The following is a 17878-nucleotide window of genomic DNA, read 5'->3' on the forward strand; positions in this document are numbered from 1 at the left end:
CGGCTACTCGGCGGGTGCGGGGCTGGCGGGGGCAGGCTCCGGCTCGATCAGGCGGTCATCCTCCCAGATGCCTGCCTGATCCTCGGCCCCGGCGCGGCGCAGGGTGCCGCGGCCCTGCCGCTTGCCCGCAACAAAGCCGCCGTCGTAAACCGCGCCATCGGGATAGGTGGCCACCCCGATGCCCTCGATCTCGCCCGCGGCCCAGTCGCCTTCATAGGCAAATCCGTCGGGGCGGGTCAGACGGCCGGTTCCGTTCCGCTCTCCCCGCAGGAAGGTGCCGGTGTAGACAGCGCCGTCGGCATAGCTGGCCACGCCCGCGCCATGGCGCTTGCCATCTTGCCAGCCGCCCTCGTAGATCGAGCCGTCGGCATAGGTCATCCGGCCCTGGCCATCGGCCTTGCCGCCCTTGAAATCGCCCTCATAGACCAGCCCGTTGGCGTAACGCGCCCGCCCCCGCCCCTCGATCACGCCCGCGGCCCAGCCGCCTTCATAGCCTGACCCGTCGACATAGGTGATGCGGCCCTGGCCCTCGGGCAGACCCCTGGCAAAGCCCCCTTCATAAACCGCGCCATCGGCATAGCGCACCCGGCCCGGCCCCTGCATCCGGCCCGCGACCCAGGCCCCCTCGGCCAGATAGCCATCGGCGCCGCGCAGCGTGCCGGAGCCGTGGCGCAGATCATCCTTAAAGCCGCCCTCATAGCTGTCGCCGCCCTCGGATCTGGCACGGCCGATGCCGTGGCGCTTGCCATTGCGCATCTGGCCTTCGTAGGTGTCGCCATTGGGTTGGCTCAGCCGACCCTCGCCCGCCATCTGGCCCGCGGCCCAGCCACCATCGTAGATCGTGCCGTCGGGCAGGGTCAGCCGGCCTTGCCCGGCGCGCTGGCCTGCCTGCATCTGGCCCTCATAGACCGCGCCATCGGGGTAGGTGATGCGGCCGCGGCCCTGTTTCACGCCTGCTGCCCAGTCCCCTTCGTAGCGGTAGCCGCCGGGTTCTTCCAGCACGCCCTGACCGTGGTATTTTCCGGCCAGAAAACCGCCCGCATACCGCGCTCCGTTGGCATAGATCGCGCGTCCCTGTCCGGTGATCACACCCGCGGCCCAATCGCCTTCATAGCTGGACCCGTCGGCATAGGTTATGCGGCCCCTGCCCTCGGGCAGGCCGCGGGCAAACTGCCCTTCATAAACCGACCCGTCGGGGAATTTGGCCCGGCCCGTGCCGCTGATTTCGCCCGCGACCCATTCGCCTTCATAGTCATAGCCATTGGGCAGCCGGTAGCGACCCTGCCCGTGTTGCTTGCCGTTCAGAAAGCTGCCTTCGTAAAACCCGCCATCGTCATATTGCTTGAGAACCGGCGCCTCGGCCTGCGCCCCCGACGGGCCAAAGGCCGCCAGTGTCGCAAACCCGATCCCGGCCCAAAGCCTGCGCCCCATCGCCCCCGCCATTCCGCCGATCTCTGCTGCGGGCCGTGCTGCCCGTGGACCAAAGCCTAAAGGCCGGGTCGCGCCCGCGCAAGCGGCGCCACGCCCTTTCCCTTGCGCCCCAGTCTGCTAAACCGGACCTGCAAGTCCCGCAGGAGGCAGCCGATGGCCGACAGATTCCGCCTGACACTGGCGCAGTTGAACCCCACCGTGGGTGCGCTGGCCGCCAATGCCGCCAAGGCTCGCGATGCCTGGGCCCAGGGGCGCGCGGCGGGGGCCGATCTGGTGGCGCTGCCCGAGATGTTCCTGACCGGCTATCAGACCCAGGATCTGGTGCTGAAACCCGCCTTTCAGCGCGATGTGGCCGCTGAACTGGCGCGTCTGGCCGCTGCCTGCGCCGATGGCCCGGCGCTGGGCATCGGTGCGCCCCATGCCGAGGGCGGGCGGCTCTATAATGCGTGGTGGGTCTTGAAGGGCGGGCAGGTTGTGGCGCGGATGCTGAAACATCACCTGCCGCACCACGATGTATTTGATGAAATGCGCCTGTTCGACCCCGGCCCCGACCCGCAGCCCTACCGGATCGGGCCGCTCAGCCTTGGCTCGCCGGTCTGCGAGGATGCCTGGCACCCCAAGGTCGCGGGCGCCTTGGCTGCGGCGGGGGCCGAGGTGCTGCTGGTCCCGAACGGCTCGCCCTATCGGCGCGGCAAGCTTGACCTGCGGCTGGGCGTCACGCGGGCCCGGGTCGCGGAAACCGGGTTGCCGCTGGTTTATCTCAATGCGGTGGGCGGGCAGGACGACCAGTTGTTCGACGGGGCAAGTTTCGTGCTGGATCCGGCGGGCAAGGTGGTGGCGCAGCTTCCGGCCTTCGAGGAGGCCGTGGCGCATCTGAGCTTTGTCCGTGGCGCCGCAGGCTGGCGCTGTGAACCGGCCGCCTGCGCGCCCCAGCCGGACGATCTGGAACAGGACTATCGCGCCATGGTGCTGGGCCTGTCGGATTATCTGGGCAAGTCCGGGTTTTCGCGGGTGCTGCTGGGCCTGTCGGGCGGGATCGATTCGGCGCTGGTGGCCGCCCTTGCGGCCGATGCGCTGGGGCCGGGCAATGTGCGCTGCGTGATGCTGCCCTCGGAATATACCTCGCCGGCGTCGCTGGCGGATGCCACCGCGGTGGCGCAGCGACTGGGCTGCCGGCTGGACACCATCCCCATCGACGGGCCGCGCGATGCGGTGGCGGCGGCGCTGGCGCCGCTGATGGCGGGCACCAAACCCGACGTGACCGAGGAAAACATCCAGTCGCGGCTGCGTGGTATTCTGCTGATGGCGCTGTCGAACAAGTTCGGCGAAATGCTGCTGACCACCGGCAACAAATCCGAGGTGGCCACTGGCTACGGCACCATTTATGGCGATATGGCGGGCGGCTATAATCCGCTGAAAGACCTTTACAAGACCCGCGTGTTCGACACCTGCCGCTGGCGCAACGCCAACCACCGCTCATGGATGCAGGCCCCCGCGGGCGAGGTGATCCCGCCGCGGGTGATCGACAAGCCGCCCAGCGCCGAATTGCGCCCCGACCAGAAGGACGAGGACAGCCTGCCCCCCTATCCGGTGCTGGATGCGATCCTTGAACGGCTGATCGAAGGCGATCAGTCGGTAGCCGAGGTGGTGGCGGCCGGGTTTGATCGCGCCACGGTCAAGCGGGTGGAACATCTGATCTGCATTTCCGAATGGAAACGCTTTCAGTCGGCCCCTGGCCCTCGGTTGACCACGCGCGCCTTCTGGCTCGACCGCCGCTATCCGATCGTGAACCGTTGGCGCGACGAGGGCTGAGGCCCGAGTTTTCCGCAGTGCGGGTTTTCCGCTTGACGGGGGCAGGGCGCTTGACTAGGTAGCGCCCCACGGATGGCTAGGTAGCTCAGCTGGTTAGAGCACGTGACTCATAATCACGGGGTCGGGGGTTCGAGTCCCCCCCTCGCCACCAACTCAACCACCAGATTTTGTTGAGCCTGCGGTGTTCTCTGCAGAGGCGCTTACCGTTTGCGTTCGCTTACCGTTTGCGTTCCGGTTCCGTGCGTGTCCAGCGTCGCAATCGCCGATTCTCCGACCGCCCGAAACAGGGCGGGTCAAGAATGGTTTGGCTGTCTTTTGCGCTGCCGCCGGTGATCGTGGTAATTTCTGGCGCGGTTGCCCGCGTCAGGTGGTGCAGATCGTGACCGCGCTTGACCTGGACCCTGCGTGAGGTGACTGGGGGGGCATATTAGCCCGCTCTTGCTGGTTTGGGGGTAGCCGACCGCTCTTGCGGCTCTGAAACCCTCAAATGTGGTCACTCTACGGGCAGGATTTCGTAGCCATTGAATCGGACGCGCGGTTCGGGCGGGTTCAAATCAAACACGTTCGGATCGGCGAAACGGCCTTCGGCCACTCCTGCGCGCAGATAGTCCAGCGCGCGACGGCGCCGTTCTCGCCATCTGGTTTCCATACGAACGGCTTTTGGCGTCTTGAGACCAGTTTTCGCGATAACTCCGCGCAATGCGGCTTTCACCTGGGTGGTGCTTTTGCGATTTTCATAGGGAAGCAAGTTTGGAAGCGGCAAACCGGCATCGACAACCATCTCCCGGAACTCGGCGGATGCATTCCGCGTGATTTCGCTAACACTATATCGCGGAAGTTGATGGTAATGTTTGATGCCATGACACAGATGCCTGATTGTCGGTGTATTGGCGCCCTCTAGCCCCAGATCCATTAAGGATTGTTGAAAGTTCAGGTTGGGCGATAGTTCCACGATCTTGCCGTCGAAATGCAGGTTCAGGAAATCCTGATCCAGAAATGGCGCGGCAGCGAGTTCTCCGGCCATGAAAACCTTGAGTGCGGAGAGTATCTTGTCACCATCCCATTGATTAGGGTTGATCAGCAAAGCGCCAGAGTTGAAATAAGACTCGGGATTAAGTCCGAACTGCGTCCACCGCACATCCTTATCACGAGCAACGGGCATGAACGCAGGTCCGTAGTAATCCCTCACCATGCCGATGCCGTCGGGCAGGTCTATCGTTTCGATTCCGTCGGGCAGCGGCCCCGGCAGGACATCAATGTCACAATACAGGATGCGATCATAGCCCGGCAGCGCCTTGGGCAGGAATAGTCGCCCCCAAGCGGCCCGCGAAAAACGCGGATGGTCGGGCAACAGGTTTTCCAGGTCTCCGACGAACAACTCCTCGTAATGATAGGTCACGCCGGGGGCCGTGGTTTCCATTATTGGGGCGGAGGCGTAAGCTGGGCGCTCGACGAAGATGTGCACATCGACGTTCCAAAGCCGGGCTATGCGGGCCGCCAGCGCCCCGGCGGGGATCGCCAGTTTGTGATCGCACACCAGCCCGCAGGCCAGTTTCCGCCGTTTGTCTCCGCCCGATGCCAGAGAGCCTGTTTCAAAAGGTTGCATGTCGCCTCGTGATAAATTACCGTATCTCAGCTTTTTAGAATGCGATGCAATTATCCCAGATCCCTGTTTTCCGCAACGCATTTGCTTTCAGATGGTGCCCAGAAACATGACTTCACCTGTCCATCTTTCGATTGTGATCCCCACCCACCGCCGCCCGCGGTTGCTGCCGCGCGCGGTCGGGTCGGCGCTGGCCGCCTCGGGGCCGGGTGTCGAGGTGCTGGTGGTGGCCGACCGCGATGAATCTGCCGCTCAGACCCTGGCCCGCTGGGCCGATGACCCGCGGCTGCGGCTGCTGCACAGCGACGGGCCGGGCGGGGCGGCGGCCACGCGCAACTGCGGGGTGGCGGCGGCACGGGGCGCGGTGCTCCTGTTTCTGGATGATGATGACGAACTGATCGCGGGCTACCCCGACCGGGTGCTGGCGGTGGCCGGGCAGGGGCGCGCCGTCTGGGGCTTTGCCGGGCAGTTGCGCCGCATGGCCGATGATGCCCCGCCCGAACGCGTAGCCGGGCAGGGCTGGGCCGGCGGGCTGCCTGATCGTGCGGTGCCGTTCCGGCGCAAGATGGCGGGGCTGAGTTGTGGGGCCTGGGTCCGGCGTGATCTGTTTCTGGCGCTGGGTGGGCTTTGCGTTGAACAGGCGTTGGATGAGGATTTCGACCTCTGTTGCCGCTTGCTTGCAGCAGGTCACCAACCCTGGTTCGAGCCTGAACCCGCGGTGATCTTGGATCGGGTTGACACCACAGTGCGGTTGACCAACAGCGCAGACCTTGAAACCCGGTCAGCCTGTTCATTGCGGACTTTCCTGCGAAATGCGCATGCCCTGCGGCATGAGCGTGGGGCCATGGGGTTTCTGGCATTCCGGGCGCAAAAGGTCATCTTGCGCAGCGGCCGCCGTGACCTGCTGGAGGAGCTTTATCGCAATGTGCCGGCCCCCGTGCGGATCGGGCTGCGGGCCAAGCGGATGGCAACCGTGCTCCGCGGTCGCGCGCGCTGAGGGCAGGTGACCGGGGCGCCGGGCGGCGAACCGCCGGTCACGCCGCCGCGCTGGAATTGACAATCCCCGCAACGCAGTTACCTTGCGCCACCGTTGCGGGTTGACCTGAACGCCGCTTGCCGACCGTGCCCTGCGGAAGCGTCTATCCACCGAGAAGCGGGGCCTGAGGAGCGAACATGCAGATCAGTGATCTGGGAATTTGGCTGATAAATCTGCCGCGCGATACGGGCCGTCGCACCGCGATGGAGCGGCAGCTTGCCGCGCTTGGGCTGGACTGGCGCCTGTTCGAGGGGGTTGACGGCCGCGCGCAGCGCGACGTGCTTTTGCGGGCGGCCGATGAAGCCGCTTTTCAGCGCAACATGGGCAGCACGCTCTTGCCTGGGCATCTTGGGTGCTATGCCTCGCATCTTGCGGTTTGGGAAAAATTCATCGCATCCGACCGTGAAATCGCCCTGATCCTAGAAGATGACGTGGTCTTTCATGATGACTTTCTGGAGGCCCTTTCCACTGCGTTGGCCGGGCGCGACCATTGGGATGTGGTCCGGTTCAACGCGATCCGGGCCAAGCTGCCGGTCACGCAAGGGATGCTGGGCCGCTATCGGCTGAACGCCTATGTCGGCCCCTTTACCGGCAATGCCGCCTATCTGATCAAGCGTGACGTGGCAGCCCGGCTGTTGCCCGGCCTGCGGCCCCAGACGCGGGCGCTTGATCACGAGTTGAACCGGTTTTTCCTGCATGACTATCGTCAATATGGGCTGGAGCCTTTTGCCTCGCATCCCGACGATGGCAATGTCAGCTCGATCACCGGCGTGGGTTTTGGCGATGTGCGCAAGTTTCCGTGGTATCGGCGTTTGCCGCACTATGGGCTGAAGGCCGCAAACTACTTGCGCCGCTTCTTCTACCTGCTGCGCAAGGGGGCGCTACCGGGCAGCCGCGCGCCCCTTCCCCTCCACAAGGACGGGCTCTGAGGTGCGCCCAAGGCTTGTCTTCAAGCATCACCGCGACACCACGAATCTTGGCGATGCGGTCTGTAGCCCGTTCGGGTTTTGCGTCGAACCTGCCGCACATGGACGGGGAACTGGTCAGTCCCGCGCGTATTTCTGCCAATAGTCGCGAATCCAGCCATAGCCCCGCCCGAAGCCGGACCTGGCAACCTCCATCGGTTTCGGTCTGCCGTGAAAGGCGACGATCCGGGTGCCCGCTGGCACCGGATGCGGCCCGAGGATCGGCGCCAGCAGGGATTTGCGGCGAATGTGGCGCTTGTAGGATACCACCCAGGGGTCAGGCCACGGCGCCCAGTGGCGGGCGGCGCCTTCGACGAACTGCTGTTCGTTGCCGTATTGGGCGCTTGCCGCGTTCGGGTCGGCGCTGAACGCATTGGAAATATCGGTCTGACTGCCCAGCGTGAACCCAAAGACAGAGGTGTTCAATGTCGGGGCTGTCGGCACCTGACCGTGGCGCCAGCCGGGGCCTTCGCCAACCCCGAACAGCGGCCCCTTGAGGTCGAAGAAAGGGTCGATGCTGTCAACGATCACCACATCCAGATCAATGAACAGCGCGCGCCCCGCAAGCCCGTGCAAAGGATCGGTAAAGACCGAAATCTTGGGCCATGCGCCGCGCTGGTAATGGGCGGGTGTGCAGCCGATATCGGGGATCGGGAAGGCCTCGATCCCGGCGTCAAGCCCCTTTGGGTCGTCGGTCAGGCAGACGAAGCGGAAATCTCCGGTCATATGGTCCCGGCAGGCGCGATGCAGGACGTTGACATAGACCGCGGGGTAAGGTGTGCCCCACTTCATCGAAAGGATAACACGCGCGTCGTCCATCTGCACCCCCACTGCATGCCGATACTTGTAAAGTCATCCGTCAGCCTGTCGATCATCCGCCGCAGCGCCGTTTCAATGGTTCTGCCGATAAATCCAAAGTTGCCGCCTGGCCAGACCTTATTGGCTGTCGCTGGCCAATGCCGGTTCGCGCCGCGCCCGCTTGGGCATTTTCCTGCCGCCCCGGACGCGCTATCATGACGTCGGTCTCTTGTAGGAGCGTAGCCGATGCGCCGTTTGCTTGCTATCTGTTCCCTGCTGCTGCCTCTGTTTGCTGTCCCTGCCGGGGCCGAAGAGCCGGGGCAGGGCGCGCATGGGCTACGCCTGCCCGCCAGTTTCACCGGCACGCTGCCCTGTGCCGATTGCGAGGGTATCCGCCACCACCTCGATCTGTGGCCGGATCAAAGCTTTGCGCTGCGCCTTGAATGGCTGGGGGGGGCGCGCCGTCGCTGCGCGACGATCTGGGGCATTGGCATGTGGACCCGGCGCGGCGTGCGCTGATCCTGACGGGCGGCGGGGAAATGCCGCTGCAATGGCAGATCCGCGGCGATGGCGGCCTGCGCGCGCTGGATATGGCGGGCGAGCCGATCGTGTCGGACCTGCCCTATGACCTGACGCCCGGCCCGCTGGTGCCAACCCCGCTGGCGCTGCCGATGCGGGGGATGTTTCAATACATGGCCGATGCGGCGGTCTTTACCGAATGTCTTTCGGGTCAGCGCTTTCCGGTGGTGATGGAGGGCGCCTATCTGGACCTTGAACGCGCCTATCTGGCGGCGGGCGGCGCCCCCGGCGCGCCGCTTATGGCGGCGCTGGAGGGCCGCATCGAAGAACGCCCCGCGATGGAGGGGCCGCCGCGCCGCCAACTGCTGGTGGACCGGCTGGCCGGTCTGGCGCCCGACGAAACCTGCCCCCCTGCGGCAGCGCCCGCGGCTCTGATCAACACCTACTGGCGCCTTGTCCGTCTGGGCGCGACCGCGCTGCCCGAGGCGGCGGGGCGCGAGCCCTATCTGGTGCTGCTGCCGGGGGAGGCGCCGCGGTTTTCGGCCACCCTGGGCTGCAACATGATGAACGGCAGCTATCAGCTTGACGGCGCCACGCTGGTCTTTGGCCCGGCGGCCAGCACGATGATGGCCTGCCCGCCGCCGCTGGATGCGCTGGAACCGGCACTGGGGCAGGCGCTGGCGGCAACCGCGCGCTGGGACAGCGACGGGAAAAACCTGCGCCTGCTGGACGCGGGCGGGCAGGTTCTGGTCGAACTGGCGGCGGTCTACGCCCCGAGCTGAGGCACGGCTGCAACCTTGGGGCGACAGGCCGCAGTCTTGACTGCAGTCATGCGCGAAAAGCTGCGACCCGGCGGCGCGACCGGGCCGGATCTGGTGCTATGCGGTTGGCACTGCGGCGGCCAGCGGCTAAGCAGTCACAAAGGTTTCACGAGGAGGAAACATGTTCGATCTTACGGGCAAAACCGCGCTGGTGACGGGCGCATCGGGCGGCATCGGCGGCGACATTGCGCGCGCGCTGCATGCGGCGGGGGCCACGGTCGGGCTGTCGGGCACGCGCGAGGAGCCGTTGTGCGCGCTGGCGGCGGAACTGGGCAGCCGGGCGCATGTGCTGCTGGCCAACCTGTCGGATGCGGCCTCGGTCGAGGCGCTGCCAAAGGCAGCAACCGAGGCGATGGGCGGCGTGGACATTCTGGTGAACAACGCCGGCATCACCCGCGACGGGCTGTTCATGCGGATGTCGGATGACGACTGGCAGGCGGTGATCGACGTGAACCTGACCTCGGTGTTCCGGCTGACGCGCGGGGTGCTGCGCGGCATGATGAAGGCGCGCTGGGGCCGGGTCATCACCATCACCTCGGTGGTGGGCAGCGCAGGCAACCCCGGTCAGGGAAATTATGCCGCAGCCAAGGCGGGGCTGGTGGGCATGTCGAAAAGCCTGGCGCTTGAGGTGGCCAGCCGCGGCATCACGGTGAACTGCGTGGCGCCGGGCTTTATCGCCACCGCCATGACCGAGAAACTGACCGACGATCAGAAGGCGCGGATTCTGGCCGACATTCCCGCCGGTCGCATGGGCACACCCGCCGATATCGCTGCCGCGGTGCGCTATCTGGCCAGCCCCGAGGCGGGCTATGTCACCGGCGCCACGCTGCATGTCAACGGCGGCATGGCGATGATCTGAACCGCCCCGCACCCGTCTCGCCCGCCGTCTGAAACGTGTTGCCTTCGGGCAGGACTGTGCTATAGGCGGCGAGGACTGGCCGGGGTGCGCAAACGCAACCCGGCAGCCTTGCGCAAGCGGGGCGCGTGAGCCGCTCGGAACGAGCAAGGGACAAGCAGGGCGCAAGCCCCGGAACTGAGGACTAGACATGAGCGATATCGCTGATCGCGTGAAGAAGATCGTCGTGGAGCATCTGGGCGTTGAAGAAGACAAGGTCACCGAGACCGCGTCTTTCATCGACGATCTGGGCGCCGACAGCCTTGACACGGTCGAACTGGTGATGGCCTTCGAAGAAGAATTCGGCATCGAAATTCCCGATGACGCGGCCGAAACCATCCAGACCTTCGGCGACGCGGTCAAGTTCATCTCGGAAGCCGTCTGATCCTGCCTGGATCGGATGCGAACGGCGCCCCTTGCGGGCGCCGTTTTCGTTTGGGCGGTTCCCATCGCGGCGGCCGCGTGGCAGCATCGGCGCCAAGGGGGGGACCATGATGCGCGCCTTTCTTGCCCTGGATCTGCCAGCCGCTGTGCTGGACGCGATCGCCGATCTTCAGGCCGCCTTGCCCACAGGGCGTCTCGTCGCGCCCGAGGCGCTGCACCTGACGCTCGCCTTTCTGGACGAGCAGCCCGCGCCGGTTCTGGCCGAGGTTGACGTGGCGATGCGGGGCCTGCGCGCGGCGGCCTTCGATCTCGAACTGGCCGGGGTCGATACCTTTGGCGGGCGCAGCCCCGATCTGGTGTTTCTGGGCGTGGCGCCGAACGCGGCGCTGGATCACCTGCACCGCAAGATCATGGCCGCGCTGCGGGGGCTGGGGCTTGAGCTTGGCCGCGTCCGGTTTCGCCCGCATGTCACGCTGGCGCGGCTTCCCCGGCGCATCGCCCCCCGCGATCTGGACCGGCTGGCGGCGTTTCTGGCCACCCATGCCGCCCTGCACCTGCCCGGGTTGCGGGTCGAGAGGTTCACGCTCTACCGCTCCACGCTCCGCCCCGAGGGGCCGATCCATCAGGCGCTGGCCGATTATCCGCTGTTGCCGCAGCCCGGCTAAGCCGTTTCCCGCAGCCCGGCAGCTTGCGCAGGGCTGCATCGGTTGCACGCCCATTGCGGCGCGTGTATCAACGTTTTCATAAGACAAGCTGAGGGGGGTCGCCTATGCGTCGGGTCGTTGTCACGGGGTTGGGTATGGTCACGCCGCTGGCTTGCGGCGTCGAAGAAACCTGGTCGCGGTTGTTGGCCGGGCAATCGGGCGCAGGCCCGATCACGCGTTTTGACCCCACCAATCTGACCACCCGCTATGCCTGCGAAATCCCGCTGGGCGACGGCAGCGACGGCACTTTCAACGCCGACGACTGGATGGAGGCGAAAGACCGCCGCAAGGTCGATGACTTCATCCTTTACGGCATGGCGGCGGCAACGCAGGCTGTGAAGGATTCCGGCTGGGAACCGCAGGACGAGGACAGCCGGCTGCGCACCGGCGTGATGATCGGCTCGGGCATCGGCGGGCTCTCGACCATTGCCGAAACCGCGCTGCTGATCCGCGACAAGGGGCCCAAGCGCGTCTCGCCCTTCTTCATTCCGGGGGCGTTGATCAACCTCGTGTCGGGGCAGGTGTCGATTCGCTTTGGCTTCAAGGGGCCGAACCATGCGGTGGTCACGGCCTGCTCCACCGGGGCACATGCCATCGGCGACGCGGCGCGCATCATCCAGTGGGGCGACGCCGATGTGATGGTGGCGGGCGGCGCCGAAAGCCCGATTTCGGAAATTGGCATCGCGGGCTTCAACGCCTGCAAGGCGCTCTCGACCAAGCGCGAGGATGACCCCACACGCGCCTCGCGGCCTTGGGATGCCGACCGCGACGGTTTTGTGATGGGTGAGGGTGCTGGCTGCGTGGTGCTGGAGGAATATGAACACGCCAAGGCCCGCGGCGCGAAAATCTATGCCGAGGTGCTGGGCTATGGCATGTCGGGCGACGCCTACCACATCACCGCCCCCGCCGAGGATGGCGACGGCGGCTTCCGCTCGATGCAGGCGGCTCTGAAACGCGCGGGGCTGACGCCCGCGGCGCTGGATTACATCAACGCGCATGGCACATCGACCATGGCCGACACGATCGAACTGGCGGCGGTGGAGCGGATGTTGGGCAACCATGCCGCCAATGCCACCATGTCCTCCACCAAATCTTCCATCGGGCACCTGCTGGGCGCTGCCGGGGCGGTTGAGGCGATCTTCTGCATTCTGGCGATCCGCGACCAGATCGCGCCACCGACGCTGAACCTCGATACCCCCGCGGTCGAGGCGAATGTCGATCTGGCCCCCAATGCCGCGGTCAGGCGCAAGATTGACGTGGCCCTGTCAAACAGCTTCGGCTTTGGCGGCACCAACGCCAGCCTGATCCTTGGCCGGGTGCCGGGCTGATGTGGCGCCACATCGTCTCCAACTTTCTGACGGTTCTGATCGTGGTTCTGGTTGGGCTGGGCGCCGCTGCCGCCTGGGCCAAGCGCCAGTATAATGGCCCCGGCCCGCTGACCCAGGCGATCTGCCTGCGGGTCGAGCCCGGCGCCTCGCTGACACGTGTGTCGAACCGTCTTGCAGAACAGGGGGCGATATCTGCGGGCTACATCTTCCGTGCAGGTGCAGATTATGCGGGCAAGGCGGGATCGCTGAAATTCGGCTCCTACCTGATCCCCGCCGGCGCTTCGATGGCCTCGATCATCGACACGATAACAGCAGGCGGCCCGTCAAGCTGTGGCACCGAGGTCAACTTTCGCATCGGCGTGACCGGCACCGATGTTATCCTGCGCGAACTGGACCCGGCGACGGGGGCTTATGCTGAAAAAGTGAAATTCATCCCTTCGGCAGACCCCGCACCAGAAGCGTATTTGCAGGAATCGGTCAAGCCCGACACCCGTCTGCGGGTGACGCTGGCCGAGGGCGCGACCAGTTGGCAGGTCGTCGAGGCGCTGAAACAGGCCGATTTTCTGACTGGAACTATCAGCGATATCCCCGCCGAGGGAACACTGGCCCCCGACAGCTACGACATCACCCGCGACGCCGAACGCGCAACCATTCTGGCCGAAATGGCCCGGCGTCAGGCGCTGATCCTGTCCGATCTCTGGGCCGCCCGCGCCGAGGGGCTGCCCTACGCCACGCCGGAACAGGCGCTGGTGATGGCCTCGATCGTCGAAAAGGAAACCGGCGTCCCCGAGGAGCGGCGCCGGGTGGCCAGCGTATTTGTGAACCGCCTGATAAAGGGGATGCGGCTGCAGACCGACCCCGCGGTGATCTATGGCGTGACCAGAGGGCAGGGCGTTCTGGGCCGCGGCCTGCGGCAAAGCGAGTTGAAGCGCGAAACGCCCTATAACACCTATCTGATCGACGGCCTGCCGCCCACGCCCATCGCCAACCCCGGCCGCGCCAGCATCGAGGCTGCGCTGAACCCCGACACGACCGAGTTTCTCTATTTCGTCGCTGACGGCACCGGCGGCCACGCCTTCGCCGCCACGCTGGACGAGCATAACCGCAATGTCGCGCGCTGGCGCGCCATCGAGGCCGAACGCGCCCGTCAACCGCAGGGCAACTGACGCCCTTTCATCTTGGCAAAAATATCCCCGCCGGAGGCTCCCGCAGGTGCCGCTCTCGGGCGGCGCGGCTTAAAGCGCGCGCCAGCCGATATCGCGGCGACAGAACCCTTCGGGCCAGTCGATGACGTCAACCATGGCATAGGCCGCCGCCTGCGCCTCGGCCAGGCTGGTGCCGCGGGCGGTGACGTTCAGCACCCGCCCCCCGGTGGCCACGATCTGACCCTCATGCGCGGCGGTGCCGGCGTGGAACACCACCCGCGACGAGCTTTGCGGCAGCGCCTCCAGCCCGCGGATGACCGTGCCCTTGACGTAATCGCCCGGATAGCCCCGTGCCGCCATCACCACCGTCAGCGCATGATCCTCGGCCCAGTTCACCTTGCAGCCCGCCAGTCGCCCTTCGGCGGTGGCCAGCATCAGATCCAGCGCCTGCGCCCCCAGCCGCAGCATCAGCACCTGGCATTCCGGGTCGCCAAAGCGGACGTTGTATTCAACCAGCCGCGCGCGGCCGTTCTCGATCATCAGCCCCGCATACAGAACGCCCCGGTAGGGCGTTCCGCGCCGGGCCATTTCCGCCATGCAGGGGCGGATGATCTCGTCCAGCGCCTGCTGCGCCACGGCCTCGGTCAGCACCGGGGCCGGGGAATAGGCGCCCATGCCGCCGGTGTTGGGGCCGGTGTCGCCGTCGCCCACGCGCTTGTGGTCTTGCGCGGTGCCGATGGGCAGCACGGTTTCGCCATCGCACAGCACAAAGAAGCTGGCCTCCTCGCCTGCCATGAACTCTTCGATCACCACCTCGGCGCCCGCGGCTCCGAAGGCGCCGCCGAACATGTCGTCGATCGCGGCCAGCGCCTCGGCTTCGGTCGTTGCCACGATCACGCCCTTGCCCGCTGCCAGCCCGTCGGCCTTGACCACGATCGGCGCCCCCTTGGCGCGAATATAGGTGCGGGCAGGTTCGGCCTGATCAAACCGCGCCCAGGCCGCGGTGGGGGCGCCGCAGGCGCCGCAGATATCCTTGGTGAAGGCTTTGGATGCCTCCAGCCGCGCCGCGGCGGCCGAGGGGCCGAAGGCGGGAATACCCGCTGCCGCCAGCGCATCGGCCACCCCTGCCGCCAGGGGCGCCTCGGGGCCGATGATCACGAAATCAACGGCGTTTTCCTCGCAGAAGGTGACCACGGTCGCGCCCGACAAAATATCGATGCTGGCACATTCGGCCAGTGCGGCGATCCCGGCATTGCCCGGCGCCACGATCAGCCGGTCGCATTTCGGGTTCTGTTTCACGGCCCAGGCCAGCGCATGTTCGCGCCCGCCGCCGCCCAGGATCAGAATGTTCATCGGATGCCCCCGCTGCCGTTTGCCCGGCTTCTAGGCGCTGGCCGGGCAGGGGGCAAGCGTCTTGCGCGCCGCGGCCCGCGCTGGCACCATTGGCGCCGGGATAGTGCGGAGGATGACATGATCCGGCGTGTATTTCTGCTGTCGTTGGCCGCCGTCGCGGTGGCGCCTGTCTTGCGGGCGCAAGAGGCCGCGCCGTTCAACGCGCTGGCTCTGCGTCAGGCTTTCGAGGCGCTGACCGAGGGTCGCCGCAAGCGTGCCCAGACCGAGTTGCAGACCGGGGGCTTTTACGATGGCGTGATCGACGGGCGCTACGGCCCGGCAACCGAGGCGGCATTGGCTGCCGCGGCGGGGTTCATCGCTTACAATTCGCGCGGGGCGGTGCGCCCCGATCTGCTGACCGCGCCGGGGGCCGCCGCCTTTTGCGAGGGGCTGGCCTCGGGGGCGCTGGCCCGGTATCTCTATGGCGAAGGCGACGAATGCGACAGCTGCTGAACCGCAGCAACCTTCCCGTGGAGCACCTATGACCGATGACCTGATCGAGCCGCTGGCTGGCTCTGGCGCAGGAAACGCGCCCGAGTTTACCGTGTCCGAGTTGTCGGGCGCGGTCAAACGGGTGATCGAGGGCGAATTTGCCCGCGTGCGGGTGCGCGGCGAGGTGGGGCGTGTGTCGCGCCCCGCCTCGGGGCACCTTTACTTCGACCTGAAAGACGACCGCTCGGTTCTGGCCGCGGTCAGCTGGAAGGGGCAGGTGGCGCGGATGCAGGTGCGCCCCGAAGAGGGGATGGAGGTCATCGCCACCGGGCGGCTGACCACCTTCCCCGGCCAGTCGAAATATCAGCTTCTGGTCGATGAGGTGGAGCCTGCGGGCGCGGGCGCGCTGATGGCGATGCTGGAAAAGCGGCGTCAGGCGCTGGCGGCCGAGGGGCTGTTTGATGCCGTGCGCAAACAGCCCATTCCGTTCCTGCCCGGCGTGATCGGGGTTGTCACCTCGCCGTCGGGGGCGGTGATCCGTGACATTCTGCACCGCCTGCGCGAGCGGTTTCCGCGCCGGGTGATCGTCTGGCCGGTGGCGGTGCAGGGGCAGGCCTGCGCGGCCGACGTGGCGGCCGCCATCCGTGGCTTCAACGCGCTGGCGCCGGGCGGGCCGGTGCCGCGGCCCGATCTGATCATCGTGGCGCGCGGCGGCGGCAGTCTGGAAGACCTTTGGGGTTTCAACGAAGAAATCGTGGTGCGCGCGGCGGCCGCCAGCCGGATTCCGCTGATTTCGGCAGTGGGGCATGAAACCGACACCACCCTGATCGACCATGCCGCCGACCTGCGCGCGCCCACGCCCACGGCAGCGGCGGAACTTGCGGTGCCGGTGCGGCTGGAGTTGTTGGCGCGCACCGCCGAGGCCGGCGCCCGGCTGGGCCGGGCGGTGATGACGCGGGCGCAGATGCGGCGGCAGCGGCTGGTCGATCTGGGCCGCGGGCTGGGGCGGCCGCAGGCGCTGCTGGCGCCCGCGCGGCAGCGGTTCGACCTGTGGGCTGACCGGCTCGATCCGGCGCTGCGGGGGCTGACAGTGCAGAAACGCGCGCGCCTTTCGCCCTTGGCGGCACTGGTGCGGCCCGATCTGCTGCGCCGCTTCATGGTCGAAGAACGGCGGCGGCTTGATGCCTGGTCGGCGCGCCTTGCGCCCGCGCTGGCGCGCACCCGCACCGACAACGCGCGCGCCAACCTGCGCAACCGCGCTGCGCTGGTGGCTCTGGCCGAACGGCTGGCGGCGGCGCCGCAGGCCCGGCTGGCGGCGCTGTCGGAGCGGCTGGACCGGCTGGACCGGATGCGGCTGACGCTGGGCTATACCGAAACGCTGCGGCGCGGCTATGCGGTGGTGCGGGGGGCGGGGGGGCTTGTCAGCTCTGCCAGCGCGGCCGCGGCGGCGGCTGCGCTGGAGATCGAGTTTCACGATGGCCGCCTGCCGGTTGTGCCCACCGTTCCCGATCCGGTCGCCGCGCCGCCGCCCGCGTCCCAGGGCGGTGCCCGCCTGCGCAAGCCCAAGCCGCCGCGGGGCGGCCCCGATCAGGGCAGCCTGTTCTGAGCCGCGCCCCCTAAACCCCGATATCGGGGCCGGCGCAGGCCAGTGGATCGGCGCTTTCCTCAAGCGAGATCAGAGGTGTATCGTCGGGCGCCCCCCAGAACCGTGCCATCAGCCCCTCGGGCTGGTCATGGAAGGTCCAGCATTGCAGTTCGGGCTGGTTGTCATAGGTGAAACAGATCATCCCCCCCTGCTCGAACCAGTGCCCAGTCTTGCACTCGCCGCCTTCAAAAGCCCAGCGCACCTGCCGCCCCGGCAGATATTGCTCAACCCCGTAGATCACGCCCGACTGGCTGTAGGTGATGGTGCGCCCCAGCGTCCGGGCGTCAAATTCGGCAGCGGTCATCGCCGTTTCGGCGCCCAGCGGCAGCGCCAGCAGGATCAGGCCAAGGGCAGGCAACAGGGCAGGGGCGCGCATGGGACACTCCGCATTTGGCGTCAGCTTGCCCCAAAGCCGCGGGTCGGCAAAGTGCCGTTTGCGCGATCTGGCGACCTCAGCCCGCGGCAGGGGCCTCGTCATCGCGACCGGTTTCGGCCACCCGTTCCAGCCGGGCGGCAATTTCGCGCCGCAGCGTGCGCCGCAGTTCCGCCGCGCGGTGGCGGTGGCGTTCTGTTTCGGTTTCCAGCGACAGTGGCGGCACATTGGCGGCGCGGCCCTCGTCATCCACCGCCACCATGGTAAAGTAGCACGAATTGGTGTGCCGCCGCAGGCCGGTGCGGATATTCTCGGCCTCGACCCTGATGCCCACCTCCATCGAGGTGCGGCCGGCATAGTTGATGGTGGCAAGGAATGTCACCAATTCACCCACATGGATCGGCTCCTTGAACACCACCTGATCGACCGACAGCGTCACCGCATAACGCCGCGAATAGCGCGAGGCGCAGGTAAAGGCCACGCGGTCAAGCAGGTTCAACAGCGCGCCACCATGCACCTTGCCACTGAAATTGGCCATGTCGGGCGACATCAGAACGGTCATTTCAAGGTGGCGGTCGTCGGTCATGCGCGGCTC

18 protein-coding genes and 1 tRNA gene are annotated in these 17878 nt (G+C 66.7%); 13 read left to right on the forward strand and 6 right to left on the reverse strand.

The features are described 5' to 3' along the window. Nucleotides 1-3: 3 nt before the first annotated feature. The gene (locus C5F46_RS04380; protein WP_235820081.1) at nucleotides 4-1443 is read right to left on the reverse strand and encodes an MORN repeat-containing protein; all 1440 of its coding nucleotides are present in this window, start codon (nucleotides 1441-1443) and stop codon (nucleotides 4-6) included. Between the two features lie 141 nt (nucleotides 1444-1584). Here C5F46_RS04380 and C5F46_RS04385 point away from each other — a divergent pair, with 141 nt between their 5' ends. Together C5F46_RS04385 and C5F46_RS04390 are read left to right on the forward strand one after the other, a co-directional pair. Further along, nucleotides 1585-3243 carry an NAD+ synthase gene (locus tag C5F46_RS04385; protein ID WP_107324148.1) on the forward strand — a complete coding sequence of 553 codons (1659 nt, stop codon included), beginning with the start codon at nucleotides 1585-1587 and terminating at the stop codon, nucleotides 3241-3243. Between the two features lie 74 nt (nucleotides 3244-3317). Next, nucleotides 3318-3394, forward strand: a tRNA-Met gene (locus C5F46_RS04390). Nucleotides 3395-3736: 342 nt separating this feature from the next. Here C5F46_RS04390 and C5F46_RS04395 read toward each other — a convergent pair. Then, entirely contained in the window at nucleotides 3737-4849 is a 1113-nt protein-coding gene (locus C5F46_RS04395) for a glycosyltransferase family 8 protein (RefSeq protein WP_168796819.1), read from the reverse strand. A 106-nt stretch (nucleotides 4850-4955) separates the two neighbouring features. On the opposite strand from C5F46_RS04395, the gene C5F46_RS04400 reads away from it, so the two are divergent. After that, nucleotides 4956-5843, forward strand: a complete 888-nt coding sequence (locus C5F46_RS04400; RefSeq protein ID WP_168796820.1) for a glycosyltransferase family 2 protein — start codon at nucleotides 4956-4958, stop codon at nucleotides 5841-5843. A gap of 176 nt (nucleotides 5844-6019) precedes the next feature. Continuing rightward, nucleotides 6020-6811 (forward strand): glycosyltransferase family 25 protein, encoded by a 792-nt coding sequence (locus tag C5F46_RS04405; RefSeq protein ID WP_107324150.1) that lies wholly within the window; start codon nucleotides 6020-6022, stop codon nucleotides 6809-6811. Between the two features lie 114 nt (nucleotides 6812-6925). Here C5F46_RS04405 and C5F46_RS04410 read toward each other — a convergent pair whose 3' ends face one another. Then, on the reverse strand, nucleotides 6926-7666 hold the full coding sequence (locus C5F46_RS04410) for a hypothetical protein (RefSeq protein ID WP_107324151.1): 741 nt from the start codon (nucleotides 7664-7666) through the stop codon (nucleotides 6926-6928). 225 nt (nucleotides 7667-7891) lie between these two features. Here C5F46_RS04410 and C5F46_RS04415 point away from each other — a divergent pair, with 225 nt between their 5' ends. From C5F46_RS04415 to mltG, 7 genes are all read left to right on the forward strand, one after another. Continuing rightward, nucleotides 7892-8164, forward strand: coding sequence for a copper resistance protein NlpE N-terminal domain-containing protein (locus tag C5F46_RS04415; RefSeq protein WP_107324152.1), 273 nt, complete (start codon nucleotides 7892-7894; stop codon nucleotides 8162-8164). Then, nucleotides 8089-8946 carry an META domain-containing protein gene (locus tag C5F46_RS04420; protein WP_107324153.1) on the forward strand — a complete coding sequence of 286 codons (858 nt, stop codon included), beginning with the start codon at nucleotides 8089-8091 and terminating at the stop codon, nucleotides 8944-8946. Before C5F46_RS04415 ends, C5F46_RS04420 begins: the two co-directional genes overlap by 76 nt. 160 nt (nucleotides 8947-9106) lie before the next feature. Beyond that, on the forward strand, nucleotides 9107-9844 hold the full coding sequence (fabG, locus tag C5F46_RS04425) for a 3-oxoacyl-ACP reductase FabG (RefSeq protein ID WP_107324154.1): 738 nt from the start codon (nucleotides 9107-9109) through the stop codon (nucleotides 9842-9844). Nucleotides 9845-10031: 187 nt separating this feature from the next. Next, nucleotides 10032-10265, forward strand: a complete 234-nt coding sequence (locus C5F46_RS04430) for an acyl carrier protein (protein WP_068765186.1) — start codon at nucleotides 10032-10034, stop codon at nucleotides 10263-10265. 106 nt (nucleotides 10266-10371) lie between these two features. Then, on the forward strand, nucleotides 10372-10929 hold the full coding sequence (gene thpR, locus C5F46_RS04435) for an RNA 2',3'-cyclic phosphodiesterase (protein WP_168796821.1): 558 nt from the start codon (nucleotides 10372-10374) through the stop codon (nucleotides 10927-10929). A gap of 104 nt (nucleotides 10930-11033) precedes the next feature. Continuing rightward, complete coding sequence (fabF, locus tag C5F46_RS04440) at nucleotides 11034-12296, forward strand: beta-ketoacyl-ACP synthase II (RefSeq protein WP_107324156.1); 1263 nt, start codon at nucleotides 11034-11036, stop codon at nucleotides 12294-12296. After that, complete coding sequence (mltG, locus tag C5F46_RS04445; protein ID WP_107324157.1) at nucleotides 12296-13462, forward strand: endolytic transglycosylase MltG; 1167 nt, start codon at nucleotides 12296-12298, stop codon at nucleotides 13460-13462. Before fabF ends, mltG begins: the two co-directional genes overlap by 1 nt. Nucleotides 13463-13531: 69 nt before the next feature. Here the strand turns inward: mltG and purD are convergent, their stop codons facing one another. Next, nucleotides 13532-14794, reverse strand: a complete 1263-nt coding sequence (purD, locus tag C5F46_RS04450; protein WP_107324158.1) for a phosphoribosylamine--glycine ligase — start codon at nucleotides 14792-14794, stop codon at nucleotides 13532-13534. A 117-nt stretch (nucleotides 14795-14911) separates the two neighbouring features. Between purD and C5F46_RS04455 the strand changes: the two genes are divergently transcribed. After that, nucleotides 14912-15286, forward strand: coding sequence for a peptidoglycan-binding protein (locus tag C5F46_RS04455; RefSeq protein WP_133618375.1), 375 nt, complete (start codon nucleotides 14912-14914; stop codon nucleotides 15284-15286). Between the two features lie 28 nt (nucleotides 15287-15314). After that, nucleotides 15315-16871, forward strand: coding sequence for an exodeoxyribonuclease VII large subunit (gene xseA / locus C5F46_RS04460; protein ID WP_107324160.1), 1557 nt, complete (start codon nucleotides 15315-15317; stop codon nucleotides 16869-16871). Nucleotides 16872-16881: 10 nt separating this feature from the next. Here xseA and C5F46_RS04465 read toward each other — a convergent pair whose 3' ends face one another. Beyond that, entirely contained in the window at nucleotides 16882-17286 is a 405-nt protein-coding gene (locus tag C5F46_RS04465; RefSeq protein ID WP_107324161.1) for a hypothetical protein, read from the reverse strand. 76 nt (nucleotides 17287-17362) lie between these two features. Further along, the gene (locus C5F46_RS04470) at nucleotides 17363-17869 is read right to left on the reverse strand and encodes an acyl-CoA thioesterase (RefSeq protein WP_107324216.1); all 507 of its coding nucleotides are present in this window, start codon (nucleotides 17867-17869) and stop codon (nucleotides 17363-17365) included. Between the last annotated feature and the right edge of the window lie 9 nt (nucleotides 17870-17878).

It is taken from the genome of Phaeovulum veldkampii DSM 11550, assembly GCF_003034995.1.
Taxonomy (GTDB): Bacteria; Pseudomonadota; Alphaproteobacteria; order Rhodobacterales; family Rhodobacteraceae; genus Phaeovulum; species Phaeovulum veldkampii.